The organism is Arthrobacter sp. 05L417, from assembly GCF_056397865.1.
This window is the reverse complement of the sequence record NZ_JBFTOG010000052.1, coordinates 1-25,824: the sequence shown is the minus strand read 5'-3', so window position 1 is coordinate 25,824 and position 25,824 is coordinate 1. Positions and strand designations below refer to the sequence as shown.

Here is a 25,824-nt window from a genome sequence, read left to right as displayed (position 1 = left end):
AACCCAGGTGCGTTATCCAGCGTCCCGTTCCCAGGTCAGGCCGAACGGCACGTCCTCGCTGAGGCCCACCGTGTACTTTCCTGCCCCGTGTCGGGTGATCAGGATGCCGCAGCGGCGTTCGGCGAGGGCTGCCTGTCGGACCGCTTCGATGGCTGCGGCGAGTTCAGTCTCCATCGCTGCCGCGTTTGAGACCGTGACTTCCAAGGTGGTCTTGAGCTGGGTCATGATCGGCGTGTCCTATTCCGATTTTTGTTGTGTGGGTGCCCGGAGGCAACGGGTCCGGTGCCCTCGGGGGTGCAGGAGTTCGTCGTCCAGTCCCTGGCGGCGATCGCCGGGGTCGGTGAATCGCTCGGAGGTGAACGCCGTGGATTTCGTCCCCGAAGGCTCGTGTCAGTGGTGACGATGGCAGCAGTGAGCGCCAGTCCGGGGTGGCGGTAGCCAAGGATACTTCGGCTACAGAGAAGCCAAGGACGCCGTCGAAGAGGTCCGCGATCCCTCTGCGGCTTCCGCTGTGAAGGTGCGCGGAGCACTCCGCATAAGCGTTCGGATCCACCGGCATGAGTTCGGGAAGGACCTTGGCTTGCATGGGCCGGACCGGGGCTGTCAACGGACTGCTGTCCTGCGGCGCAGCCAATGTGATCAAAGGATTCATGACAGCCCTGGCCTCACCTGTTCGCCGATGACACCCCCTGAAAGTAGTGTCCATCCTCCCGGTCGCGCACGGAAGAGAAAGGGGCTTGATGTTTACCGGACTTCGCCTTGAATTGTGGCAGGAACTCGATTGGACGCCCGAGGCCGTGGGGACGACTGCCCGTCAAGCTACCACCGGGGCAGTCTGAACCGCCGCGGCAGGGGTATAGGTAGTGCCATCGCGGAGCATTGCCCAGAGCACATTGAGGCGCCGCCGGGCCCGGGAAAGCATCGCCTGGACATGGGTCTTTCCCTCGAGCCGTTTCCGGTCGTAATAGCCACGCGAAGCTGCGCAGGACTTCAGCGCGGAGAGCGAGGAGAGGTAGGAGACCCGGAGGAGCCGGCGGTCGTAACGTCGGGGCCGGTGGTGATTGCCGCTGGTCCTTCCCGAGTCTTCGGCCGCCGGGGTACGGGGATCGAACCTCAGGGGCCAGCCGGTTTGGGAACGGACTTGATGGGAGTCAGCGACGGAGCTCGCGGGTCATTCCATACGGCATACCCAGGGACCCCGCGTCATACACCTCTACGGGCTCACCCCGCACCAGTGTGCGTCGACGTCGCCAAGGAGCACCACAATTCTCATCGCCCCGAACGCGGAGGCAATTCCCCATCGCTTACACCTCTGGCACCCAAGGCCAGACCGTGAGCGCCGACTTACGGCCAGTCATGTAGCGGTTGGGCCCGGTGTTGATGAACCGACGTGAATGGGAAGACTTGCGGTGAATGTGGTCAAGACTTCGAACAGTCTCGCACCTCGCAGCGATTCTGCTCTACGAGCTGCGGCAACGGGCAGCGAGACAGTCGACGGCGGACACGGAGACGGCCATGACCATGTCGATCGCCCGGCTCTCCGCGCAGTCGGGTCTGAGGTACCTGTTCAAGACCACGATGATGGATGATGTGTCGCCGACTCCGCCGGACGCAACGACCTACTACATGAAGGCCGGTACCCCGCAGGGGCGCTGGCTCGGTAGCGGCCTGGGCGGCATCAACCGCGCCAGCGGCGATCTAGTCACCGAAACCGATGCCAAAGCCATCTTCGACGAAACGGTCCATCCGGACACCGGCGCTCCTCTGGGCCGCCCGCACGGCCAACCCACACTCGTCCAAAACAGCCAGGGACAAGCCGGCACGCGCCGCGCTGTCGCCGGTTTCGACCTGACACGTTCAGCGTTCCCAAGTCTGTCTCCGTGCTCTGGGCACTGAGCCCCAGGTCGCTTCAGGACCAGATCCTGCAAACCCATCACGACGCCGTCGCCGCCACACTGGAATGGTTGGAGGAGTCCGTCATCCAAACAAGATCCGGACACAATGGCATTGCCCGCATCGGCACCACGGGAGCCATCGCCGCCGCCTTTGATCATTGGGAGTCGCGCGCCGGGGACCCGCAGCTGCACACGCACCTGATCATCGCCAACCGCGTCCAACGGGCCACCGACGGTGCGTGGGTCACCCTCGACTCCCGAACCCTCTACAAGGCCGCCGTCGCTGCCAGCGAGCACTACAACGGACTGCTCTTCGATGCCCTCCACCGCCACCTCGGGACCGACACCGACATCCGCGAGCCCGCAGCCACCACGCATAACCCAAGTGCGCAGCTGACCGGCGTCGATGACAGCCTGATCCGCGAATTCTCCCACCGGTCACGCCTCATCGAGCTGGAGACCGACCGGCTCGTGGCCGAATGGACCACGGACCACGGGACTTCCCCAACGGCGACCACCACCATCAAACTCCGCCAGCAGGCAACCCTCTCCACCCGCACCCCCAAAGCCGACATCATTGCGCCGCTCCGTGAGCTTTCCGCAAGGTGGCAGGCACGCGCGGCAGCCAAGGGCTTCGAGCCCCGGCTCGTTCTTGCCAACACCGTCCGGCGGTCACGGACAAACCCGTTCCGCTCGTGCGACTTCACCGCCGAGTGGGTGCACGCCGTCGGATCACTGACCCGGGAACGTGTCGCGGCCAAGCGCGCCACCTGGAACCGGTGGAACCTGCTGGCCGAGGCCGAACGCTTCTGCGCCGCGATCCGCTGCCAGGCCCCGGAGGACCGCAACGCCCTGATCGACGCCGTCGCCACCGCCGCGCAAAGCCAATCGGTCCCCCTGAACGACTACCGGTACAGTGTCCCCGCGGACGCGCAGCCGGATCTGCGTCTCGGCACCAGGAGCGTCTTCGACTTCCACGGTTCCCGCCTCTACACCGACGCCACCACCCTCGCGTGCGAGGAGACCGTCATGGAGGCAAGGAACAACGACGGCGGCCCCGCCGTCCGGCCAATGGTCGCCATGGATGAACTCGCCGGCAACCAGCACCACGGCAAATTCGGGCTGCACGACGACCAGCGGGCCGCCGCTGCAGAGATCCTGCTAAGCGGAAACCGGCTCGACGCCGTCGTCGGACCCGCCGGAACCGGCAAGACCACCGCCCTCGGCGCGGTCAAGGCAGCCTGGGAAGCAGAGTTCGGTTCCGGCAGCGTAGTCGGATTGGCGCCCGCAGCGGCGAGCGCCGAGGTTCTCGGGCGGGAACTGTCCATGGTCGCGGAGAATGTTGCCAAGTGGCTGTACGAGTCCGCCGGCGAGGGGGCCAGTCGCCGGGCTGAGCGGTTCTTCGATGCGGAGCGGCGGCTCACCAATCCTGTGGCTAAGTTAAGCTCGCAGACCGCTCTGCTCGCGCAGAAAGCCGCTTGGCTCTCCGCCGAGCAGGACCGGTGGCGGTTCCATTCGAACCAGCTGGTTGTCGTCGACGAGGCCTCGATGGTGTCGACCCTTCAGCTCGCCGCGCTTGTGGAACAGGCCCGGGACGCCGGAGCAAAGATTCTATTGGTGGGCGATCCCGGGCAGCTGGATGCCATCGGCGCCGGCGGTGTCCTGGGCTGGCTGGACCGCCAGGGCAAGACCGCCCGGCTGAGCACCATCTGGCGGTTCGAGAACGCCTGGGAACGGGATGCCTCGTTGAAGCTCCGTGCCGGGGACGTCGCAGCCATCAGCGACTACGAGCAGCATCAACGGATCCGGCATGGAACCTATCTGGACATGGTCGACCAGGCTTACCTGAACTGGCAATCCGACATCCTCGCCGGGAAGTCGTCCATCCTCATCGCCGCCGACAACGACACCGTCGGCATGCTCAACGAACGAGCCCAGGCGGACCGGGTGATCCAAGGTGTTGTGGACGCCGAACAGACCGTGCTTCTGGGCGACGGGATGCGTGCAGGCCGAGATGACACGGTCATCGCGCGCCGCAACGACCGCACCGTTGCGGACAGCAACGGTGACTTCGTCCGCAACGGCACCCTGCTCGACGTCCTGCGCGTCGGCAGGCGCGACGGTTCCCTCACCGCGGTACGCAGGGACACAGGCGCCACTGTCACCCTGCACCGCGACTACGTCGAGTCCGCGGTCGAGCTGGGATACGCGACCACAGCCCACCGCTCCCAAGGAATCACCGTCGACACCGGCCACACCGTCGTCACCCAAGGACGTCTCACACGCGAGCTTCTCTACGTGAGCATGACCCGCGGCCGTGGCGGCAATTACGCGTACGTCAGCGAGAACGATCCCGGCGATCACGAGCCTCTTGATCCTTCCCAGCAAGAGTCGTGGCAGGAGATCCTCGCCGAAGTGCTCGCGGCAGAAGGCGCCGAACGAACCGCCCACGAAATCCGCGACGCCGAACAGTCCAGCGCCGACACGCTCGACCGGCTCAGCGCCGAATACGACTACCTCGCCCAGATCGCAGCCGCCGAAGACCTGACAAGGTTCCTCAAGGCGCGCGCTCCGGAGATCGATGAGGTGTTGCAACAATCCCCCTCGTGGGGCGCGGCCGTCGCAGCCTGGCGCCGAGCGACCGCGGCCAGCCGGCCCGGGGCTCAGCGGACTGTCACCGCCGCTTTGGAAACAAGCGGCGATGCAAAGGACGTCGCAGCCGTTCTGCACGCCCGGCTCGTCAATTTCTCATCCCGCATGCCAGCCGCCGACCGTGCCGTCATCCCCGAACCACTTCACACCAACCGGCCCGACCTCGCTGACATGATCAACCAAGTAACCCATAAGATCAGGCAGCGGGCCAACCAAGTCGCGTCGGCCGCTTTGACGCAGGACACTGAATGGAAAAGAAAACTCGTCGAAACGCTCCCGCCGAACGTGACCGCGACAGACATTGCCCGCCTGGTCGCCAAGGTTGCCATCTACAGGGACCGCTGGGATATCGACGACTCACCCCTCCCTCTGGGATCTGCACCGGCAGACCATGATTGGGAACAGTCATCGCAGTACGAACACCTCAAGCGCGTTGCCGACCGGACTTCGTCCCAACCCAACAGGCACCAACAACCCGGCCAATGGCTGGAAGATCCGATCTCCCGACAGATCAGCCCCATTACTGTCGGTTGGCAGCTCTGACATCACAATCACCCTGCTCCTCCGCACGGTCATGCCGTCTGCGCCTTTGTCTCCCATGAAGTTGGAACAGAGCCTGGCCGTATGTCAGGTGACCAAGACCACGGAGACTCCAATGACGACGACGCCAAATCGCAACCAGCCCGTCGAGGTTGACCAACAGTGGCTAACCCCGAAGGAGATCTGCGCACAGCTACAGATTCCCGAACAGACCTTCTACCAGTGGCGAGCCAAGCACGTCGGGCCACACGCATACCGCATCGGCAGGCACCTGCGAATCAGGCAGAGCGACTTCGTTGCCTGGCTGTCGCTGCACGCAGAGCGGTAAGCGGCCCAAAACCTGCACGGGATAATGAGCAGGTACCCACTGCCCCTCGGAACATGGGGTCTCAGCCGCACTGAGCGGGCAACAGCAAGAAGCTGGCGTGCGCGGGCCAGATACCGGGACCTCGACGGGCAAACGCGAAAAATCGAAGCCCGCGGACCATCCGCCGCTGCGGCGCGGCGAAATCTCCAAATCAAACTGCAGAAAAGGCAGACCCAAGGCAACGCCCTCATCAGCGCAACGGACCAGATCCGCGACCTCTCAGAGGTCTACCTGGCAGAGCTGCAACGCTCGGACAAGGCATCGCGGACCAAAGACAAGTACGCGTTCAGCGTCAAGAAGTACATTCTGCCTGGAATCGGCTCTGTCCGCATTGGGGAGACCACGCCAGGCGTCGTGGATCACTTCATTCGAAATGTTGTCGACGCGGCCGGCCCGGCTACGGCCCGCACTTGCGGGGCCGTGTTGTCGTCGATGTTCAAAATTGCGCTGCGCCACGACGCTGTGAGCATCAATCCGGTCCTAGGAATCTCTATCCCGAGAAGCCGGGCGGCGAAGCCTCAAGCTCTGGATCCGGGACAGTTTCTGGATCTGAGGACCAAGCTCATTGCTTGGGAACAGGGATCGGTGCTTGGCCGCACGAGATCCCAGGAGCTCCACCAAATCGCCGACGTCCTCATCACCACAGGCCTACGCCCAGGCGAACTGTTCGCACTGTCCTGGGCTGATGTCGACCTCGAGGCAGACCCGCCGACCGTCCATGTCCGCGCCACGGTCATCCGTACTTCCACCGGGGGTGTCACCATTCAAGACCACCCAAAATCCGAGCACGGATTCCGCTACGTGACCATACCGCCAAATCTCGCCGAGTCGCTTCGAAGGCGACAGCTCAGGCAACGCAGCAACGCCGCTGGGAAGCCCTTGGACCTGGTCTTTCCCTCATCCACAGGAACGGTGTGCGATCCGAACAACGTCGGCAAGACCTGGCGCAAAGCGGCTGACGACATCGGATACTCGTGGGTGACGTTCAAAACGTTCCGCAAGGCCAACGCGACTCTCATCGCACGGACCATGGGCGCCGAAACGGCCGCCTACCAGGCAGGGCACTCCAAGGTGTCAATGACCCGAAAGCACTACGTCGAGGAATACAAAGAAGCGATCGACACACGGGCCGTGCTCGGCGCCTTCGACGCAGCCAACGGAGGACCAGGAGCGCCTGGCAAGACCGGTCTCCAAATCTGATTCAGGTGAGTTAAAGGTGAGTCCGGAGCGAAAAAGTTCAAATGGCTCTGACCAGAGCCAACATACCCGCAGGTCAGAGCCAAACTAAGAGCCCCCTGTCGGATTCGAACCGACGACCCCCGCTTTACAAGAGCGGTGCTCTGGCCAACTGAGCTAAGGAGGCGCGCCCCGGCGGACCGGAGCTGGTGCGCGCGAGCGCTAGATAAGGGTAGCCCAAGACCTCCCGCCCACGGAAATTGCAGCGGACGGAAGGCCTAGGCGGGGAGAACTACTTCTTCGCTGCGATAGCCGCATTCAGGACGGTCATGAAGTCCGTCTTGTTGTCCCACTGCTGGCCGTCGACGAAGACCGTGGGCGTGCCGGAGATCCCGATATTCTTGGCCTCCTGGGTGACCACCTTGATGAACGGGCGGTACGTCTTGTTGTCAATGCAGGAGTCAATGTTGGCCGATCCCGCTTGGGTGGCCAACTTCTTGAGGTCGTTGTCCGAAATGCCCGCACTGCCCTCGGCAGGCTGCTGTGCGTACAGCAGGTCTACGAGTGCCGAGTACTTGTCCGGTGACGTGTTCGCCACGCACGCTGCGGCGTTGGCGGCGCGAGAGGAGTAGTTGGTGCTGGAGCTGGCGTCCAGGAAGCCGAAGGGACGGTACTCCAGGGTGATCTTGCCGTCGTCGCGCAACTGGGTCAGCTGCTGGTTGTACGTGCTCTCGAAGTTCTTGCAGATGGGGCAGATGAAGTCGATGTAAGCCACAACCTTGACCGGCTTGCCAGCTTCAGCCTCGGCACCCGGAGCGGTCACCGTGGCTGGCTTGGTGGCCGGAGCTGCCGGCAGGTCCGCCAGGTTAACAGTTCCGGCGGCCACCTTCGTCACGTCGGTGCCCTTCAGCAGCGTCACGCCGCCGTGCACGTTGGCGTTCGCCGGCGTCGGACCCTGGTCGGCGATCGGGGCGTTGTTCGCAATGTTCTGGGTGACCACGAGGGCAATGACCGCGAGGATCGCCACGACGGCAACCACGATGCCCCATCCGATGAGCAACTTATTGCGCTTGTCTTTCTTCAGCTGAGCTTCGCGGATCTCGCGGGCCTTTTCGCGGGCCTGGGCGGTGCGCTCTGCCTTGGACAGGCGTGGTTCGTTTGCGGGGCTCATCAGTTCCTCGTGATTGATCGACGGCGTTGGTTTTTAGCTTTGGCAACGGGGCCAGTTTACGGGAGAAGAGTGGCAGCTTTGCTGGGGTCATCGACTCCAGTCTGAGGAACGAGCAAGTGTCCTTGATGATTCCCGCCGGTAGGGTGGGAGATGAGTCACAAGCAACCCCAGGGGGCAGCAATGCAAGAAACGGCAAGCGAAAAAATCGACAGCGCACCCGAAGGCAATCAGGCTCCAAAGGCCCGGAAACACGACTTCATGGTGGTCTCCAACCGCCTTCCGGTTGACCGTTACCCCAGCGATGACGGGGAAAGCGGCGAGGAAGGTTGGCGCCGCTCTCCTGGGGGCCTAGTGACTGCCCTCGCGCCGATGATGACCAAGAGCGACGGCGCCTGGGTGGGCTGGCACGGCGCCCCGGACGAAGCGTTGGAACCCTTCAGCCACGGCGGGATGGACCTGATTCCCGTGGAACTCAGCACGCACGATGTTGAGCTCTATTACGAAGGGTTCTCCAACGCCACTCTCTGGCCGCTTTACCACGACGTCATTGCCCCACCGGAGTTCCACCGAACTTGGTGGGACAGCTACCGCCGGGTCAACCGGCGCTTCGCCGACGCCGTCATCCAATACGCAGACGACGGAGCCACCGTCTGGGTGCAGGATTACCAACTCCAGCTCGTGCCGAGCATGCTCCGGCAGGCGCGCCCGGACCTGCGCATCGGTTTCTTCAACCACATCCCGTTCCCGCCGCCGGAGATCTTCGCCCAATTGCCGTGGCGCCAGGCCATCATCGAAGGCCTGCTCGGCGCCGATCTGGTGGGTTTCCAGCGCCCCAGCGACGCGGCGAACTTCATGCGCTCGGCACGCCGATTCATTGGCGCCAGCGTCAAACAGCAGCAGGTCCACGTCAAGGGACCGGACGGGCAGATCACCCATATTGCCCGCGCACAGGCCTTCCCGATCTCCATTGCCGTAGACCAGATCAGCGAACTCGCGGAGCGCCCGGACATCATCGAACGTGCCCGGCAGATCCGCCAGGACCTCGGAAACCCCAAAACCATCCTCCTGGGCGTAGACCGCCTCGACTACACCAAGGGCATCCCCCACCGTTTGAAGGCCTTCGAAGAACTCCTCAAGGAAGGCCGGCTCACCGTGGAGGACGCCACACTGATCCAGGTGGCGAGCCCCAGCCGCGAGCGCGTGCGGCAGTACCGGCTCCTGCGTGAGGAAATTGAGGGCACCGTCGGCCACATCAACGGCAGCTACGACACCATGCAGAACACCGCCGTTCGCTACCTCCACCACAGCTACCCGGTCGAGGAAATGGTGGCTTTGTACCTCGCGGCCGACGTCATGCTGGTGACAGCATTGCGTGACGGTATGAACCTCGTGGCAAAGGAATATGTCACAGCCCGGACCAACAACACAGGCGCCTTGGTCCTGAGTGAATTCACCGGCGCGGCCGATCAACTCAAGCAAGCACTCCTCATGAATCCGCACGACATCGACGGGCTCAAGAACACCATCATGAGGGCCGTGAACCTGCCTTCGAACGAATCCCGCCGCCGGATGAAGTCCATGCGCAAGCAAATCCTCGACCACGACGTCGATCATTGGTCAGCCGAATTCCTGTCGGCCCTGGCAGAAATCGTGGTGCGCGATGACTCCTGAGACAGCAGCCACGCCCCCGCTGAGCCTGCCGCCCGAACTGCTCGACGCCGTCCGCAGAATCGCGGGCACCGAGCACCTTTTGGTGGCGATGGACTTTGACGGCACCATTTCCCCGATCGTGGACCACGCCGACGCCGCGCGCCCGCTCGAGCGCTCAGCCGCGGCCTTCGCTGAACTCGCCAAACTTCCGAGGACGACGACGGCGCTCATCTCCGGGCGTGCATTGGCCAGCCTGCGGGCGGTCGCCTCGCCTCCCGAGGCCACGCTGCTGATTGGCAGCCATGGCGCGGAGGCCTGGATGGGCCCCGGTTCGGCGGAACTCCAGCTCGACAACGCCCAAAGGGACCTCCTTGCCGAAGTCCGCGAGGTGTTGGCCGCAATCTCGCAGGAAGCTCCAGGGACAGTCCTCGAAGACAAGCCCGCCGGCGTCGTACTCCACACCCGGCGTGCCGCCGATGACGTGGCGGAGGACGCCGTCGCGGCCGCCCGGACAGTCCTTGAAGGCCGGCCGGGAGTGTTCCTCAAGAACGGCAAACGGGTCCTCGAGACCTCGGTGGTGCATTCCTCCAAGGGCGAGGCCGTCGAGTTCCTGCGCCAGGCCACCTCGGCTACCGGGATCCTTTTTGCCGGCGACGATGTGACGGACGAGGACGCCATCGCCAGGCTTGGGACCGGGGACGTCGGCGTGAAGGTTGGACTGGATTTCACCCAGGCCGAGTTCCGGGTCGAAGCCCCTGTCCACGTCGCCGAACTCCTGGAGGCGGTCCTTCGCGAACGCCGCCGCGAAGTCTCGGGAGACTCATCTCACATGTGACGTTCGTAACATTTGGGCGAATAACCCGGGCTGCTGCCATACTCTTGGTTGTGATGTGACGCACAACAACCGTGCGGCGTCACTCAGTCTCCCTTGCCCGGGCCCAGCCCGGGGCAGGGAGTCCAACTGAATAAACATGAACCATTCACAACGGATCGTCCGGCACGTACCTGCCGGTGAAGGGATTGATAACTGTGGCAACAGTTACTTTTGATAACGCTACGCGTCTGTACCCGGGCACAGATAAGCCCGCCGTCGATAAGCTCAACATCGACATCGCCGATGGCGAATTCCTGGTCCTCGTTGGACCCTCCGGTTGCGGTAAGTCCACCTCCCTGCGCATGCTCGCAGGCCTCGAGGATGTGAACTCCGGCCGCATTCTGATCGGCGACCGCGACGTCACGGACGTCCCGCCGAAGGACCGCGACATCGCAATGGTCTTCCAGAACTACGCCCTGTACCCGCACATGACGGTTGCGGACAACATGGGCTTCGCACTCAAGATCGCCGGCGTCTCCAAGGAAGAGCGCGCCGAGCGTGTCCGCGAAGCAGCCAAGCTTCTTGACCTCGAGCAGTACCTGGACCGCAAGCCGAAGGCACTCTCCGGTGGCCAGCGTCAGCGCGTTGCCATGGGCCGCGCAATCGTCCGTAACCCGCAGGTCTTCCTCATGGATGAGCCCCTTTCCAACTTGGACGCCAAGCTCCGTGTCCAGACGCGTACGCAGATCGCGTCCCTGACCCGGCGCCTCGGCGTCACCACGGTCTACGTGACGCACGACCAGGTCGAGGCCATGACCATGGGTGACCGCGTTGCCGTTCTCAAGGATGGCCTGCTGCAGCAGGTAGACACCCCGCGCAACCTGTACGACCGCCCGAAGAACGTCTTCGTCGCCGGCTTCATCGGCTCCCCCGCCATGAACTTGCTCGAACTGCCGGTCGTCGACGGCGGCGTCCAGTTCGGTGGCACGGTTTACCCGGTACCGCACGATGTCCTCGAAGAGGCACACGGCAAGACCGTGACGCTCGGTTCCCGTCCGGAAGACCTCGAAACCGTTGGTGCCGGCGAAGGTCTCGAAGTTGAGGTTGACGTCGTCGAAGAACTCGGCGCTGACGCCTACGTCTACGGCCACACCACGCTTGACGGCAAGAGCCACGACATCGTGGCCCGCGTCGACGGCCGCCGCCCCCCGATGAAGGGCGAGTCCATCTTCGTTCGTCCGCAGTCGGGCCACGTGCACTTGTTCGACACCAAGTCGGGCCTGCGCCTGGGCGACTAGTCCCCACCGGCACCCTAACCTCGCTCCGCTTCGGTCAGGGAACCCTGCCGGCGTGGGCCGAGCACTACCGCATTACCGACGGCGGCCCTTCCGAGTGGACGGGCCGCCGTCGTCGTTAACAGCAGCCTCCATACGGAAGAATTGACCCCATGACCGAGCAAAGCGGTGCCAAGTGGCATGACGAACCCACCGACTACGCGCAGATCGGCAAACTCCCGCGCACCGAGGCTGCCAGCGCCAATGACACGGCACCTCCGGCGGGGGTCATCGGATCCCTCAACATCACTGCCGCAGCAGCGGATCCCGAGCTCCTGGACCTGCCGTGGCACATCGCTCTCGAGGACTGGCCTGCAGCGAACCTGGCCGCCCTGCCCCGCGGCATTTCCCGGCACATCGTGCGTTTCGCGCACCTGGGCGGCTCCGTCATCGCCATCAAGGAAACGTCCGAACACGTTGCCCGGCACGAGTACCACATGCTCCGCAAGCTGGCACGGATGGATGTGCCGTGCGTCGAGCCGGTTGCAGTCATCACCGGCCGCACCACCGTTGACGGCAAGCCGCTGAACCCCGTCCTGGTCACCCGGCACCTCAAGTTCTCCATGCCGTACCGTGCGCTCTTCTCCCAAATGCTGCGCAGGGACACCCTCACAAGGCTTATCGATGCCCAAGCGCTGCTGCTGGTGCGCCTGCACCTGATCGGCTTCTATTGGGGCGACGTTTCCTTGTCCAACACCTTGTTCCGGCGTGACGCCGGCGCGTTCGCCGCGTACCTCGTGGACGCCGAGACGGGCGAGCTGTACCCCGATCTGTCGGTGGGCCAGCGCGAGTACGATCTGGAGATTGCGCGCGTCAACATCGCCGGGGAACTCATGGACCTGCTCGAAGGCGGACTGATCGAGGAGAAGGTGGACCCGGTGGCGACGTCGGAGCTCATCATGGACTCGTACCGCCGGCTGTGGGCCGAACTCACTGAAAAGGAATCGTTCGAGCTCGGCGAACGCTGGCGCGTGGGCGCGCGCATCCGCCGCCTCAACGAACTCGGCTTCGACGTCGAGGAATACGCCATCAAGACCACCGCGGACGGTTCCACTATCCAGCTTCAGCCCAAGGTGGTCGACGCCGGCCACCACCAGCGGCGGTTGCTTCGCCTCACGGGCCTGGATGCCCAGGAGAACCAGGCCCGCCGGCTGCTCAATGACATGGATTCGTTCCGGGCGGACAACAACCCGGACATGGACGAAGAAATCAGTGCCCATACCTGGGTCAGCCAGATCTTCGAGCCCATCGTCCGGTCCATCCCGCGCGACCTCGCAGGCAAGCTTGAACCGGCGGAAGTGGTCCACGAAGTCCTCGAACACCGCTGGTACATGAGCCAGAAGCAGGACAGCCACATCCCCTTGGCGGAAGCCGTGCAGTCCTACCTGGACACCATCCTGCGCCACCGGCGTGACGAGGCTGCCATCATGCTCAACCCGGACACTGCGATGCTCAAGATCCTTGAGGCTGAAACCGAGGAATCCCGGTACGACGAGGACGAATACCCGGATTCCGACGACTAACGCGGGGGTTCAGGGCTCCAGCGTCTCCGCGAGTCCCTTAAGCACGGGTTCGCGCCCGAGCTCGATGTGGGAGTACGCCAGGGTGTAGGCGAGCTCGGCCTTGCCGCCGAGGATGGCGTTGCACAGTTCCATGTGCTCGTCGCGCTGGAGTTCGTTGCTGCGGTTGTGGGCGAGCCCGAAGATCCAGCGCATGCGTCCAAACAACGGCTTGACCGACTCGATGAGCAGCCGGTTGCCGGACAGCCGCACGATTTCGGCGTGGAACGCCGCACTGAGGCGTACGACGTCGTCGGTGCGGTCGTCGTCGATCGCTTGCCTCGTGTCGTCGAGGAGCTCCTTCAAACGGAGGCCCGGCTCTCCCGCCGCGACGCGGACGGCCGCCATGCGGGCCGCGAACGTTTCCAGGCAAAGCCGCACGTCGAAGAGTTCGTTGACGTCGGTGAGCGTCAATTGGCGCACCACGGCGCCCCGGCGGGGGAAGGTTTCCACGAAGCCGTCCTGCTCAAGGCGTTGGATGGCCTCCCGCACGGGGATTCGTGAAACGTTGTAGAGCTCGGAGAGCTCCCGTTCGCGCAGCCGCGCGCCCTGCTCGTATCTCCCCGCCACGATTCCCTCAAGGACCAGCTGGTAGACCTGTTCGGCCCGGGCTTCGTCGTCGCGGCCTGTCAACGTTTCGGGCATCGGCTTCGGCCACCCTTCCCTTCCCCATCGTCTTGCGTTCCACCCGAGCATACACGGGCGGAAACTCAGCTGTTTGGTATTCCAGATAGTGCGATATTTGTGATTTACATCCCATCGAACCTGCTCTAGTCTATTTTTGGTATACAAAAAGTCCGGAGCCTACTCCTTGGATCATGAATCGAGCACCCCCGTTGACCCAGCTACAGTCCACCGTCGAACCAACTGCTGCGAGTCCATCCCCCAGTCCGTCCCCGAATAGATCCACCGCCGAGGCGCGGTCGCTTCTGGCCACGGCCTGGTTACGGATCCGCCGGAGCAAGATTGCCTTGTTGAGCCTCTGCGTGGTGGTGGCGATCATGTTGTTCGCCATCCTCGGTCCGCTGCTCAGTGGCATGTCCGGCAACGATCCCTTCACGTCCAACACCAGCCCCGATGTCCTGGACGACCTCCAGACTCCCGGGTTGCCGCTCCCGGGATACATGTACCCTTCGGCCAGCCACTGGCTGGGCGTGGAACCCGGACTGGGCCGTGACCTGTTTGCCCGCCTCGCCTACGGTGGCCAGGTATCCCTCACCATTGCCCTGCTGTCCACTGCGGTCTCGGTGGTCCTGGGAACCGTGATCGGTGCGGCCGCGGGCTACTTCGGCGGCAAGACGGACGCGATCATCAGCCGGATCATGGATCTCTTCCTCGCCTTTCCGCACCTCTTGCTGGTCCTTTCGCTGACGCCGATCCTGCAGTCACGGCTGCGGGACACCCCGCTTGGTCAAGGAAGCTTCCTCCCCATGGCTTCGCTCGTGATCATCCTGGGCTTCTTCGGCTGGGCATACCTCGCCCGAATCGTCCGCGGCCAGGTGCTGAGCCTCCGCGAGCGCGAGTTCGTCGAGGCCGCGCTATCGTTCGGTGCCTCGCATTTGAGCGTGTTGTTCCGGCAGATCATTCCCAACGTGATGGGCGTCGTACTGGTCTACGCCACCATGCTCATTCCCACGAATATCTCCGCAGAAGCAGCACTGTCCTTCCTCGGCGTCGGCGTCAAGGACCCCACGCCGTCCTGGGGCCAGATGCTCAACGCCGCCCAATCCGGCAACTGGTACCTCAGCGATCCCTGGTTCCTGGCAGTCCCCGGCGCCATGCTCATCGTCACCGTCCTGGCGTTCAACCTCCTCGGCGACGCCGTGCGGGATGCCCTGGATCCCAAGGCATCACGCCACTAATCCCCCTTCATATCCGTTCCACCCACCCCTATGAGGAGCACAATGAACACCCCCACCAGAGCGCTGGCCCTTGCCGTGCTGATCGCCACCGCTGCCACAGGCTGCGCGGCGGGACAGAACCAGCCCGGAACTGCCGTCTCCGGCGCTTCGAGCACCGAGCAGGCTCCCGAAGTGGTCAAGCCCGGTTTCACCACCAAGGGCGGCAACATCAACGTCCTGATGTCCTCGGACTTCCAAACCCTGGACCCGGGCAATAGCAACTACGTCCAGACGGCCAACGTCGGCCAGCTGTACTACAGGAACCTCACCATGGCGAAGGAGACGGCCGGCCAGCCGCCCACCATCGTTCCCGACCTCGCCACGGACACGGGCCAGGTATCCAAAGACGGACTCACCTGGACGTTCACCCTCCAGAAGGGCCTCAAGTTCGAGGACGGCCGCCCCATCACCTCGGCAGACGTCAAGTACGGCATCGAACGCACCTTCGCCCAGGACGTTTACACCCAGGCCCCGCAAGAGCTCAACGCAGCGCTCGACGCCGGTGGCTACAAAGGGCCATACAAGGATCCTTCCGCTGACCTCAAGGCTGTTGAAACGCCCGACGAACGCACCATCGTCTTTCACTTGAAGAAGCCGTTCGCCGAATTCCCGGCTCTGGCCTCCCGTTCCAACACCTCCCCTGTCCCGAAGGACAAGGACACCAAGCTGGACTACACCAACCACCCGGTGTCTTCGGGCCCGTACATGGTCGATTCGTACAGCCGCGGAAAGTCGCTCAAACTGGTGCGCAACCCCAACTGGGATCCGGCCACCGACCCCAACCGCTCGGCACTTCCGGACACGTTCAGCTTCTCGCTCTCCACTTCGCAAGCCACCATCAGCCAGCAGTTGCTTGCCAACTCGGATCCCAATGCCCTCACTTTGGACTCCAACGGCGCACTGCAGACCTCGGATTCCGCCAAGCTCGCTGATGCCCAGGTCAAAGACCGTGTTGCTTCGGGACTGCTCGGCTGCAACGACGTCCTCAGCCTCAACACCGAGAAGATCTCCGATCCCGATGTCCGCAAGGCAATCGCCCTGGCCCTGGACCGCCAGTCCATCCTGGTCCAGTACGGCGGACGTCGCTTCGGAGAACTCACCCAGACCCCGCTCAACGCCAAGATGCGCGGCTACGTCGCCCAGGACCTGGAGATCGACCCCACAGGCAAGCCCAAGCTAGAGGAAGCCAAGAAGCTCCTCGAAGGCAAGAACTACCCCAAGAGCCTGACCTACGGGTATGCCAACAACCGGGACGCCTACAAGAACACGGGCACCGTGATCCAGCAGAACCTCAAGGCCCTGGGCATCGACGTCCAGCTCGTGCCGATCCCGGCCCCGAACTACTACTCCGTGCTGGCCAGCGACCAACTGCCGGACATTGCACGGTCAGGCTGGTGTGGCGGCGCCGACCCGGCGTCAGTGCGTACGTCAGCCGATCCCATCCTCGGACCGAACAACGACGGCACCAGCTACGGCTTCTCCAACACGTCGCGCTACTTCGATCCGCAGATTTCGAAGGCCATGTTCGAGCTTCGGAACACGGCCGGGACCTCGGAGGAACTCGGCAAGAAATGGTCTGAGGAGTTCGGCAAGGCACTGAAGACCTACCCGATCATCCCGCTCGTCCGCAGCCACACCAACAGTGTGGTGGGCTCCAACATCCGCAACGCCCAAGTGGGCTACTTCTTCGGCGGCATCGACCTCTCGATCGTCGGCGTCGAGCACTAACCAGGCCTAATCCACACAACCGGGCCTGTTCACACCAATCAGGCCAGCCCAGAAGGGAGGCGGGCCGTCCGGTTAATACCGGGCGGCCCGCAACCAGCACAATGATCAGATTCATCTTTCGCCGGACAGGCTCCCTGATCCTGCTTCTCGTAGCCGTCAGCTTCATCACCTTCACGCTTTTCCAGCTCGGACCTGCCGATCCAGCGTCTGCCGCTTGCGGCCAGGAGTGCACTCCCGAACGCATCGCGGAAGCCCGCGTGGCCCTTGGCATGGACCACCCTTTCCTGGTCCAGTACATCGACTACATGAGCGGGCTGGTCTCGCCGCGGATGATCGGTGCGCCCGGAGCCGAATCGATCTGCCAGTGGCCATGCCTCGGCAAATCGTTCCAAACCAATGAAAACGTCTCGGACATCATTGCCCGCTCCCTGCCCTACACGCTCTCCATGGCGGTCGGCGCGCTCGTGCTCTGGACCGTTTCCGGCGTCGGGCTCGGTTTGCTCGCCGCCCTTCGCAAGGGATCCGCCACGGACAAGTTCATCGTCGGCGCAGCGTCCATTGGTGTCTCACTGCCTATCCCCGTCACCGGCTTGTTCCTGTTGCTGGTTTTCGTCAACCAGTTGCACCTCCTGCCCTTCACGACGAACGAGATCAACAGCCCCTTCGGTCCGCAGGGTCCGGGGGCCTGGGTGCTTAACTACTTCCTGCCTTGGGTGGCCCTCGCCGTGCTTTTCAGCGCGGCTTACATCCGCGTCACCCGGACCAACATGATCGAGACCTTCAGCGAGGACTTCATCCGCACGGCCCGTGCCAAGGGCCTGGCGCCCCGAACAGTGACGTTCAAGCACGGCGTCCGGGCCGGCATCACTCCGGTCGTGACCATGCTCGGAATGGACATCGGGCTCCTCCTCGGCGGCGCGGTCCTCACAGAGCAGATCTTCTCCGTCCCGGGGCTCGGTTTCACGGCAGTCCGGGCTGCCATTTCCGGCGACCTCCCCGTCACCATGGCCATCACCATGCTGGCCGCCTTCTTCGTTATCGTCGCGAATGTCGTTGTCGACCTCGCCTACGCTGCCATCGATCCCCGAGTGAGGCTCCAATGACCCAGCTCCAGCCCAGTCCGGCCGGTCAACCGGCCACGCGAACCACGCATCAGGCCGCGGGAACCGCCGCGTTCCTGGACGTCCGCAACCTTTCGGTGAAGTTCCCTACCGACGACGGCCTTGTTTCGGCCGTCAACGGGATGGATTTCTCCTTGGAGCGCGGGCAGACCCTCGGCATCGTAGGAGAGTCCGGGTCCGGCAAGTCGGTCACCAGCCAGGCGCTCATGGGACTCCTCAAGGGGACCTCAGCCCGGGTCACCGGCCAGGCGTTGTTCCAGGGCAAGGACCTTGTGACGCTGCCCGAGTCCGGCATGCGGCAGCTTCGCGGCCGGAACATCGGCATGATCTTCCAGGATCCGCTCTCGGCCCTGCACCCCTTCTTCACCGTGGGTCATCAAATTGCCGAGGCCTACCTCGTCCACAACAAGGCGAGCAAGAAGCAAGCCCGCGCAGCCGCCGTCGACATGCTCGGAAGGGTGGGCATTCCCAGCCCAGAGCAGCGCTACGACGAATACCCGCACCATTTCTCCGGAGGCATGCGCCAACGCGCCATGATCGCCATGGCATTGATCTGCGAGCCGGAGCTGCTCATCGCGGACGAACCAACCACTGCGCTGGACGTCACCGTGCAGGCACAGATCCTTGACCTCATGTCCGAGCTCCAGCAGGAAACCAACTCGGCCCTGATCCTCATCACCCATGATCTTGGCGTGGTGGCCGAAGTGTGCGATTCCGTGCTGGTCATGTACGGCGGGCAATGCGTCGAATCGGGACCGGTGGACGAGATCTTCTACGACACGCAGCATCCCTACACCCTGGGCCTGCTCAAATCGATGCCCACGCTGAGCAGTTCCTCGGGCAGGCTCAACCCCATTCCGGGCCAGCCGCCGTCGCTCCTTGACCTTCCGAAAGGCTGCATTTTCAGCGCCCGGTGCGAGTACGCGGCCCTCGCCGGCGACGGCGTATGCGCGGGCCAGCGCCCGGAGCTCGTGGTCGAGGACGGCCACGGCAAGCGCTGCCACCTGAGCGGCCCCCAGATCGTCACCATTCGGAATACGCGTTAGGACCCGTCATGGACACGCAGGCAATTCTCCAGGTGGAGAACCTCCAGAAACACTTCCCCATCAAAGGCGGGCTGTTCTCCCCCATGGGATCCAAGACGGTCAAAGCGGTCGACGGCGTCTCCTTCAGTCTCGCGCGCGGCCAGACTTTGGGGCTCGTAGGTGAGTCCGGTTGCGGCAAGTCGACCACTGGACGCATGGTCGCTCGGCTCATGGATCCGACCGGTGGGAGGATCTTGATCGACGGGGTGGACATCAGCCAGCTGGGCGGCCGCGATCTGTACAACTTCCGCCGCAAAGTCCAAATGATCTTCCAGGACCCCTTCGCCTCGCTCAATCCACGGCAAACCGTGGGCACGGCCATCGCGGCGCCGATGCTGGCGCAAAAGATCAACCCGGCCGGCGGCCTCAAGAACCGGGTCAAGGAACTCCTCGAACAAGTGGGCCTCAAACCCGAGCACTACAACCGTTTCCCGCACGAGTTCTCCGGCGGCCAGCGCCAGCGCGTGGGAATCGCGCGCGCCATCTCTCTGAACCCCTCCGTGATTGTGTGCGACGAACCCGTATCCGCCCTCGATGTCTCGGTGCAGGCGCAAGTGGTCAACTTGCTGCAGGAGATCCAGCGGGACACCGGAGTGGCATACATCTTCATCGCGCACGATCTTTCCGTGGTCCGGCATATCTCGCACGAGGTGGCGGTGATGTACCTCGGCAAAGTCGTCGAGCAAGGAACCCGGGAGGAATTGTTCCGGGAGCCCCGGCATCCCTATACGCAAGCTCTCTTGTCCGCCGTGCCCCTGCCGGATCCCCGGGCAGCCCGCCAGCAACAAAAGATCCGGCTCCGGGGAGATCTCCCGTCGCCGGCAAACCCACCCAGCGGCTGCGTCTTCCGCACCCGGTGTCCGTTGTTCGGCACCTTGGGCGCGGAACTGCAGCAACGCTGCATCAGCGAAATCCCCCGACCAGCCAGCGCGGCTGCCCCGGCCTGCCACCACGCAGGTCTGGAATCAGCAGCCCCCGCTGGTGTGCAATAGATCCAACATCAAAGGAGCAATACATTGAACACCCTGATTCGTGCCGTCCGCCCCTGGGGACAAGCATTGAGCGACGTCCTCATCACGGACGGCAAGATCACCGGCGTCGAACCCCATGACCCGACGCGCGCTGCGGCGACCGGCGACACCACCGTCGTCGAGGGCCGCGGCCGCCTGCTCGTGCCGTCGTTCTCGGACGTCCATGTGCACCTGGACTCCACCCGCATCGGCCTGCCGTTCCGCGAACACACAGGCGGCCCCGGCGTGTGGACCATGATGATGAACGACCGGCAGAACTGGCGCAACGCGGAGGTTCCGCTTCAGGAACGGGTCAACAACACCCTAGGCCGGATGATCGCGCGCGGCACCACGCGTGTCCGCTCCTATGCCCAGATCGACGTCGACTGCCGGCTTGAGCGTTTCGACGCCGTGATGGCCGCCAAGGAGCAGTTCAAAGGGCAGGCCGACGTCGACATCATCGCGTTCCCGCAGGCGGGCCTTCTCCTCGAGGACGGCACTGTCCCCCTCATGGACCAGGCACTCAAGGCCGGCGCAAATGTCATGGGCGGCATCGACCCGTGCAGCCTGGACCGCGACCCCGCCCGGCATCTGGACATCGTCTTCGGGCTGGCCGAAAAGTACCAGGTCCCCATTGATATCCACCTCCACGAGCCCGGCGAGCTCGGCGTCTTCAGCACGGACCTGGTGATCGAGCGCACCCGTGCCTTGGGCATGCAGGGCAAGGTCACCATGTCCCATGCGTACCAGCTGGGCAGCGTCTCCGAGGCCACCACGCGCCGCCTCATCGACGAGTTCGCCGAACTGGACATCTCCATGGCGTCGGTGGCGCCGGGCTCCGCCGGTGTGGCCGCCCAGCTGCCCATCCCGCTGCTCGCCGAAGCCGGCGTACGCATGGGCCTGGGAGAGGACGGCCAGCGCGACTACTGGTCCCCTTACGGCAACACGGACATGCTCGACCGTACCTGGCAGCTCGCTTTCACCCACGGCTTCCGCAAGGACGAGCTCATCGAGCACTGCCTCGCGATCGCCACCGTAGGCGGCGCCAGCATCCTTGACCCTTCCGCCACCCGCCTGAAGGGCACGGCACACCGCCCCGGCGTCGAGGTCGGCGATCCCGCGGAACTCCTGCTGCTCGACGGCGAAACGGTCGCCTCCGCCGTCATGGACCGCAGCACCGACCGCACAGTGATCCACCGCGGCAAGGTCGTGGCAGAGCAGCTCGAGCTGGTCTAAGCCCTAGCAAAAGTGGCCGGTCCCTCATTGAGGGACCGGCCACTTTTGCTAGGGCTTAGCGCCCGACGGCGGCGGGCTCGCCAAGGTGCTCCGCCTCGGCGGCTTCCACGGACACGGCGCGCCCGCGCACGGCGAGGAAACCGGCAACCGCGAGCAACACCGATTCCCCCGCCAAGGCCCAGAAGGGAGCATCCCAGCCGCCGGACCACTCATGCAGGAATCCCGTCGCCAAGGGCCCGAGGGAGGCCAACGCGAAACCCAGGCCCTGGCTCATGGCGGACAGGCTACCGGCGCTCTGTGGTCCGGTTGAGCGGATGACAACCAACGCCATTCCCAGCCCGAAGCCGGCGCTCTGGACGATCCCCAACAGGCCGACCATGAGGAACTGCAAAGCAACGGGCGCCGCCAAGACTCCTATCAAAGCCGCCGCGACAAGCAGTCCCAAGCCCGGAGCCATAAACTTCAGGACCACTCGACGCCCCGCGAGAACGGGGGCCAAGAGGCTCGCGGGCAGGCCTGCCACGCTGAACCAGGCCAAGAGCCCGGCAGCATCGGCCGCCGTCTGGCCCTTCGACACCAGGAACACCGCCAACCACGAGGTAACGGCGAAATACAGCATGGCTTGCAGCCCGAAGAAGGCAGTCACGGCCCAGGCCGTCCGCTGCTTCCGCAGCGGAATGGTGCCGGTTTCCCGCGTGGCGCCACCCGCCGTCGTCGTCTCCTGTAAGCCAGCGCCCGACGCCGGTCCGCCGGTTCTATCGGTTCCATCGGGGCGCCCGGCCGTTTGGCCGGTCCAGTCGATCAAGGCGGCCCCTATCAAGGCGGGAACGGCCCAGACGGCCAGCGCCCAAGCGAGGCTCCCGCCGAACGCTTGCTGCAGCGGCTGGACGAGTCCCGCGCCGAGCGCCGCGCCCAGTCCGAAGCCCATGGTGCACAGCCCCGTCCACCACCCGGTACCGCGGTTGGCTTTGACGATCTGTGGCACGAGCACGCTGGCGGTCATGATGGATGCTCCTGCCAGGAACGTTCCGGGCAGCAACAGTCCCGGCACGAGTACGCGGACGAGCAGCGCGGCGGCAAGTGCCAGAAGCGCCGCCGCCACTGCCCGTCCAGTGCCCAGGCGACGGGCCAGCCAAGGACCGCAAGGGGCCGAGACGCCAAAGGCTAGTACAGGGAGGGCGCCAAGCAGCGGCAGCAAATGCGGATCTAGTCCGAAACCTGCCTGCAGCTGCCCCATGGTGCCGGCGATCGTCGTAATGGCCGGACGGAGGTTGATGGAGACAAGCGCCAGCGCGACGAGTACCCAGGCGGTCCTCCGAGCGGCATACGCGGACGTACCGCGGCGCGGCGGACGTGCTTGCCCCATTGATTGCCTCCCTAATCTAATTTGGTATACCAAACTAGATTAGGCGCATCGGCGGGCAAAGTAAACCGGCAGAAAAATAGCGGATGAGTGTGACGTGAGATCTTTGCGATCAAATATGGAATACCAAAGGCCCTAGATAGCCTTGCCGGGATTGAAGATTCCGGTGGGGTCGAAAAGCTCTTTGATGCGGTGCTGCAACTCGCGGATGGGCCTGGGCTGCTCAAGGCCGAGCCAGCGCAGCTTGTACTGCCCCACCCCGTGCTCGCCGGTGATGGTTCCGCCCATCTCGAGCGCGGCATCAATGGAGTCGTCCAAGGCCTTGTTGAGGCGGGACATGGCATCCGCGTCCACTTCCATGTCCACGCGGTCCACCCAGAAGGTGGGGTGCAGGTTGCCGTCGCCGGCATGGGCCACCACCTTGAGCTGGACATCGTGGGTGACGGCCATGGCCTCAAGCGCGGCCACATAGTCCACAAGCCGCGACCTCGGAACGGCGACGTCCTCGCCTACCCGGTATTCGTTATCCACTTCGTCGCCTCGACTCGAGCGCCGCATGTCGATGAGGCGCTCGGCTTCCGCAGTCGATTCCGCCGTCACAGTGGCGCCGCCGGCCGCAAGCACTTCCCGCACCAACGCTGCCTCGGCAGCAGCTCCGAAACCGTCTGTCTGGATCAGCAGGAGCGCCTTTCCGCGTTCTCCGAGGTCCGAGCCGTACAGTTCGTCGAGCTGGGCCAGCGTTCCGGCGTCGAGCATTTCCATGATGGCCGGCTGGACGCGTGCCTTTCCGACCGCCAGGACGCCCGCGGCGGCACCGCGGAAATCCGGATAGAAGGCCGCAACTGTCTGTACCTCGCGGGGCAGGTAGCGCAGGCGCACCGTCACGCCCACCACGATCCCCAGGGTGCCCTCGGAGCCCACGAACAGTGCCGTGAGATCGTATCCGGCCACGCCTTTGAAGGTCTGGTGGCCTGTGTGGATGAGCGAGCCGTCCGCCAGGACGACGTCGAGCGCCAGCACCGAGTCCCTGGTCACGCCATACTTGGCACAGCGCAAGCCGCCGGCGTTCGTGGCCACGTTGCCGCCGATCGTGGACATTTTGTAGCTCGCGGGGTCCGGCGCATACATCAGGCCGTGTTCAGCCGCCGCGGCGTTCAGGTCAGCGTTCACCACGCCCGGTTCGACGACGGCGGTCTCGTCGTCCGCGTTGAACTGCAGGATACGGTTCATGCGTTCAAGGCTGAGCACTATGCATCCAGGGCTGGCATGGGCGCCACCGGAAACCCCGGTACCGGCGCCGCGGGCGACGATCGGAACCCCGTGCTTGGCGCAACTGCGCACCACATGCTGCACGTCTTCAACGGATTCGGCGAACACGACTGCCACGGGCAACTGCAAGTCCAGGACTGGTCCCAGGTCTGCCGCATAGGCGGTGCGTGTCTGTTCGTCGACGGCGACTTGCCCCGAAGAGAGGCCGGCGGCCAGCTCATCGATGAACCCGCCGGGGCTTTTGCTTTGCCGAGTCGGAGCGGCGAGTGGAATTCGGCGGGCCATGACGATCTCCAACTTGGTTCTGTCCTGCGGATACGGCCGGCTGGCACCGGTGTATTCAAATCCGTGCCGGGTGTAGAACGCCTTGGCGCGGGCGTTCTCCTCGTGGACACCCAGTTCGATCACCCCGGCTCCGAGCTCGGCGCCTGCTACGGCACAAGCCTCATCGAGCAACTGGTCAGCCAGGCCCAAGCCCCGGTGTTCGGGTGCAACGTAGACGCTGATCAGCATGGCTTGTAGAGCCTGGGAAGAATCCTGTGGCTGCTTGATGACCACGCGCATGAGCCCACTGATCCGGCTGCCGTCCGTACCGTCATCCGCTACCAGGGTGATGCTCGAGTCGCCCGACATCGTGGCTGCGCGCTCTTGCCATTGGGTGTCAGTCTGGCGACGAGCGGCCGCGAGGCTCTCCACGTAGGCCATCGGTGTGTCCGACAACATCTCCAAGCGGACGTCGCGAAGCAAACGCCAGTCAGCCGCTTGGAGCCGACGGATTCTATTCACTTGCGCCACCCATGAATCGGACATAGCGCTCAAGAACTCCAGGCCAGTCAGCCGCGTAGTCCGCACGGGTCTGCGCGGGGTGTTCGGCACCCTCCCAGCCGTCGTGCACCAAGCGAACCTCGGTGCCCCCGTCTACAGCCCGGAAGGCCAGGCGGAGTTCCGTGGACCACATCGCGGTGCTGCCCGGATACCAGCTCGCATGGAAGGACAAGGGCGGCTGCCAATCGTCGATGGTCCCCCATATCGAGGTACGTCCGTCGTCCGCCGTCTCCAGGATCAAGTTCTCCTCGAACTCAACGTGCGAGCCCGCCCCGTAGACGCTGTGGTCCTCCATCGGCCACCAGAGATGCGGGTGATCGGTGAAGCCCATGAAGGCATGCGCCACCGGCGAAGGTACGACGACGGTGCACACTACTGGGTCCAGCTCACCGGCTTGCTCTGGCTGGGGTTCGGAGTCCGGCGTGAGGTGACTAAAGAGGCTCTCCATGTGCACCAACTTTACCGCCCAGCGATGCCCCCTACTCCGGACCCAACCCGCTCCCCCTCAAACGCCCGCTCACGTATGGCGGGTCCGGGCCGGACGCCCGCTCACGTATACCGGCTCCCGGCCGGACGCCCGCTCACTTATGCCGGCTCCCGGCCGGACGCTCGCTCACTTATACCGGCTCCCGGCGGGACGCTCGCTCACGTATGGCGGGTCCGGGTCCGACGCCTGCTCAGTGCTGCCGGGCGCTGCGGGTGTGGCTGCGTGCCGGTGCGGCGCATGGGTGAGCGGGGGTTTGCCGGAAACCGGGCCATACGTGAGCGAGGGTTTCGGGAAACCGGGCCATATGTGAGCGGGGGTCTGGTCATGACCGTTGATACGTGAGCGGGGGTTGGGTGACCCGGACGCCCGCTCTCTTATGCCGGGTTTTCGTTGAACGCCCGCTCACGTATGGCGGGTCCCGGCCGGACCCTCGCTCACGTATGGCGGGTCCCGGCCGGACCCTCGCTCACGTATTGGGGGTCCCGGCGGGACGCCCGCTCAAGGCTGCCGGGCGCTGCGGGTGTGGCTGCGTGCCGGTGCGGCGCATATGTGAGCGGGGGTTTGGTCACGACCGTTGATATGTGAGCGGGGGTTGGGTGACCCGGACGCCCGCTCACGTATGCCGGGTTTTCGTGGGACAC

21 protein-coding genes, 1 tRNA gene and 2 pseudogenes are annotated in these 25,824 nt (G+C 64.3%); 14 read left to right on the top strand and 10 right to left on the bottom strand.

Going from position 1 to position 25,824, the window contains the following annotated elements:
• Positions 1-12: 12 nt before the first annotated feature.
• Both AC1DJW_RS24520 and AC1DJW_RS24515 read right to left on the bottom strand, forming a co-directional pair.
• Positions 13-225 (bottom strand): hypothetical protein, encoded by a 213-nt coding sequence (locus AC1DJW_RS24520; RefSeq protein WP_476902757.1) that lies wholly within the window; start codon positions 223-225, stop codon positions 13-15.
• 589 nt (positions 226-814) lie between these two features.
• Positions 815-1,096, bottom strand: a pseudogene (locus AC1DJW_RS24515) (IS110 family transposase); the annotation flags it as partial.
• A gap of 419 nt (positions 1,097-1,515) precedes the next feature.
• On the opposite strand from AC1DJW_RS24515, the gene AC1DJW_RS24510 reads away from it, so the two are divergent.
• From AC1DJW_RS24510 to AC1DJW_RS24495, 4 genes are all read left to right on the top strand, one after another.
• On the top strand, positions 1,516-1,896 hold the full coding sequence (locus AC1DJW_RS24510) for a relaxase domain-containing protein (protein WP_476902756.1): 381 nt from the start codon (positions 1,516-1,518) through the stop codon (positions 1,894-1,896).
• Positions 1,881-5,090, top strand: a complete 3,210-nt coding sequence (gene mobF / locus AC1DJW_RS24505) for a MobF family relaxase (protein ID WP_476902755.1) — start codon at positions 1,881-1,883, stop codon at positions 5,088-5,090. Before AC1DJW_RS24510 ends, mobF begins: the two co-directional genes overlap by 16 nt.
• A 112-nt stretch (positions 5,091-5,202) precedes the next feature.
• Positions 5,203-5,415, top strand: coding sequence for a helix-turn-helix domain-containing protein (locus AC1DJW_RS24500; protein ID WP_476902754.1), 213 nt, complete (start codon positions 5,203-5,205; stop codon positions 5,413-5,415).
• Between the two features lie 24 nt (positions 5,416-5,439).
• On the top strand, positions 5,440-6,654 hold the full coding sequence (locus tag AC1DJW_RS24495; protein WP_476902753.1) for a site-specific integrase: 1,215 nt from the start codon (positions 5,440-5,442) through the stop codon (positions 6,652-6,654).
• Between the two features lie 89 nt (positions 6,655-6,743).
• On the opposite strand, the gene AC1DJW_RS24490 is transcribed toward AC1DJW_RS24495, so the two are convergent.
• Positions 6,744-6,817, bottom strand: a tRNA-Thr gene (locus AC1DJW_RS24490).
• Positions 6,818-6,922: 105 nt separating this feature from the next.
• Positions 6,923-7,801 (bottom strand): DsbA family protein, encoded by an 879-nt coding sequence (locus AC1DJW_RS24485; protein ID WP_284754974.1) that lies wholly within the window; start codon positions 7,799-7,801, stop codon positions 6,923-6,925.
• Between the two features lie 180 nt (positions 7,802-7,981).
• On the opposite strand from AC1DJW_RS24485, the gene AC1DJW_RS24480 reads away from it, so the two are divergent.
• From AC1DJW_RS24480 to AC1DJW_RS24465, 4 genes are all read left to right on the top strand, one after another.
• Entirely contained in the window at positions 7,982-9,472 is a 1,491-nt protein-coding gene (locus tag AC1DJW_RS24480; protein WP_284754972.1) for an alpha,alpha-trehalose-phosphate synthase (UDP-forming), read from the top strand.
• Positions 9,462-10,286 (top strand): trehalose-phosphatase, encoded by an 825-nt coding sequence (gene otsB / locus AC1DJW_RS24475; RefSeq protein ID WP_284754970.1) that lies wholly within the window; start codon positions 9,462-9,464, stop codon positions 10,284-10,286. Before AC1DJW_RS24480 ends, otsB begins: the two co-directional genes overlap by 11 nt.
• 194 nt (positions 10,287-10,480) lie before the next feature.
• Entirely contained in the window at positions 10,481-11,563 is a 1,083-nt protein-coding gene (locus AC1DJW_RS24470) for an ABC transporter ATP-binding protein (protein ID WP_059388327.1), read from the top strand.
• Between the two features lie 149 nt (positions 11,564-11,712).
• Entirely contained in the window at positions 11,713-13,122 is a 1,410-nt protein-coding gene (locus AC1DJW_RS24465) for a DUF4032 domain-containing protein (RefSeq protein WP_390282093.1), read from the top strand.
• A 9-nt stretch (positions 13,123-13,131) separates the two neighbouring features.
• Here AC1DJW_RS24465 and AC1DJW_RS24460 read toward each other — a convergent pair whose 3' ends face one another.
• Positions 13,132-13,803 (bottom strand): GntR family transcriptional regulator, encoded by a 672-nt coding sequence (locus AC1DJW_RS24460; protein WP_284754968.1) that lies wholly within the window; start codon positions 13,801-13,803, stop codon positions 13,132-13,134.
• A gap of 284 nt (positions 13,804-14,087) precedes the next feature.
• Here AC1DJW_RS24460 and AC1DJW_RS24455 point away from each other — a divergent pair, with 284 nt between their 5' ends.
• From AC1DJW_RS24455 to AC1DJW_RS24430, 6 genes are all read left to right on the top strand, one after another.
• Positions 14,088-15,020 (top strand): ABC transporter permease, encoded by a 933-nt coding sequence (locus AC1DJW_RS24455; protein WP_476902764.1) that lies wholly within the window; start codon positions 14,088-14,090, stop codon positions 15,018-15,020.
• Positions 15,021-15,062: 42 nt separating this feature from the next.
• Entirely contained in the window at positions 15,063-16,787 is a 1,725-nt protein-coding gene (locus tag AC1DJW_RS24450) for an ABC transporter substrate-binding protein (RefSeq protein WP_476902752.1), read from the top strand.
• 101 nt (positions 16,788-16,888) lie between these two features.
• Complete coding sequence (locus tag AC1DJW_RS24445; RefSeq protein ID WP_390282098.1) at positions 16,889-17,890, top strand: ABC transporter permease; 1,002 nt, start codon at positions 16,889-16,891, stop codon at positions 17,888-17,890.
• On the top strand, positions 17,887-18,954 hold the full coding sequence (locus tag AC1DJW_RS24440; protein ID WP_476902751.1) for an ABC transporter ATP-binding protein: 1,068 nt from the start codon (positions 17,887-17,889) through the stop codon (positions 18,952-18,954). The genes AC1DJW_RS24445 and AC1DJW_RS24440 overlap by 4 nt, the downstream gene beginning before the upstream one ends.
• An 8-nt stretch (positions 18,955-18,962) precedes the next feature.
• Entirely contained in the window at positions 18,963-19,985 is a 1,023-nt protein-coding gene (locus tag AC1DJW_RS24435; RefSeq protein WP_476902750.1) for an ABC transporter ATP-binding protein, read from the top strand.
• Positions 19,986-20,009: 24 nt separating this feature from the next.
• Positions 20,010-21,239 (top strand): amidohydrolase family protein, encoded by a 1,230-nt coding sequence (locus AC1DJW_RS24430; RefSeq protein WP_476902749.1) that lies wholly within the window; start codon positions 20,010-20,012, stop codon positions 21,237-21,239.
• 55 nt (positions 21,240-21,294) lie between these two features.
• Here the strand turns inward: AC1DJW_RS24430 and AC1DJW_RS24425 are convergent, their stop codons facing one another.
• From AC1DJW_RS24425 to AC1DJW_RS24405, 5 genes and pseudogenes are all read right to left on the bottom strand, one after another.
• Positions 21,295-22,605 (bottom strand): MFS transporter, encoded by a 1,311-nt coding sequence (locus AC1DJW_RS24425; RefSeq protein ID WP_476902748.1) that lies wholly within the window; start codon positions 22,603-22,605, stop codon positions 21,295-21,297.
• A gap of 132 nt (positions 22,606-22,737) precedes the next feature.
• Entirely contained in the window at positions 22,738-24,156 is a 1,419-nt protein-coding gene (locus tag AC1DJW_RS24420; protein WP_476902763.1) for an FAD-binding oxidoreductase, read from the bottom strand.
• A gap of 54 nt (positions 24,157-24,210) precedes the next feature.
• A pseudogene (locus tag AC1DJW_RS24415) lies at positions 24,211-24,576 on the bottom strand (GNAT family N-acetyltransferase); the annotation flags it as partial.
• A gap of 73 nt (positions 24,577-24,649) precedes the next feature.
• Positions 24,650-25,144 carry an SRPBCC family protein gene (locus AC1DJW_RS24410; protein WP_284754954.1) on the bottom strand — a complete coding sequence of 165 codons (495 nt, stop codon included), beginning with the start codon at positions 25,142-25,144 and terminating at the stop codon, positions 24,650-24,652.
• A gap of 473 nt (positions 25,145-25,617) precedes the next feature.
• Positions 25,618-25,824: hypothetical protein (locus AC1DJW_RS24405; RefSeq protein WP_476902747.1), on the bottom strand; the 207-nt coding region annotated here is incomplete at its 5' end.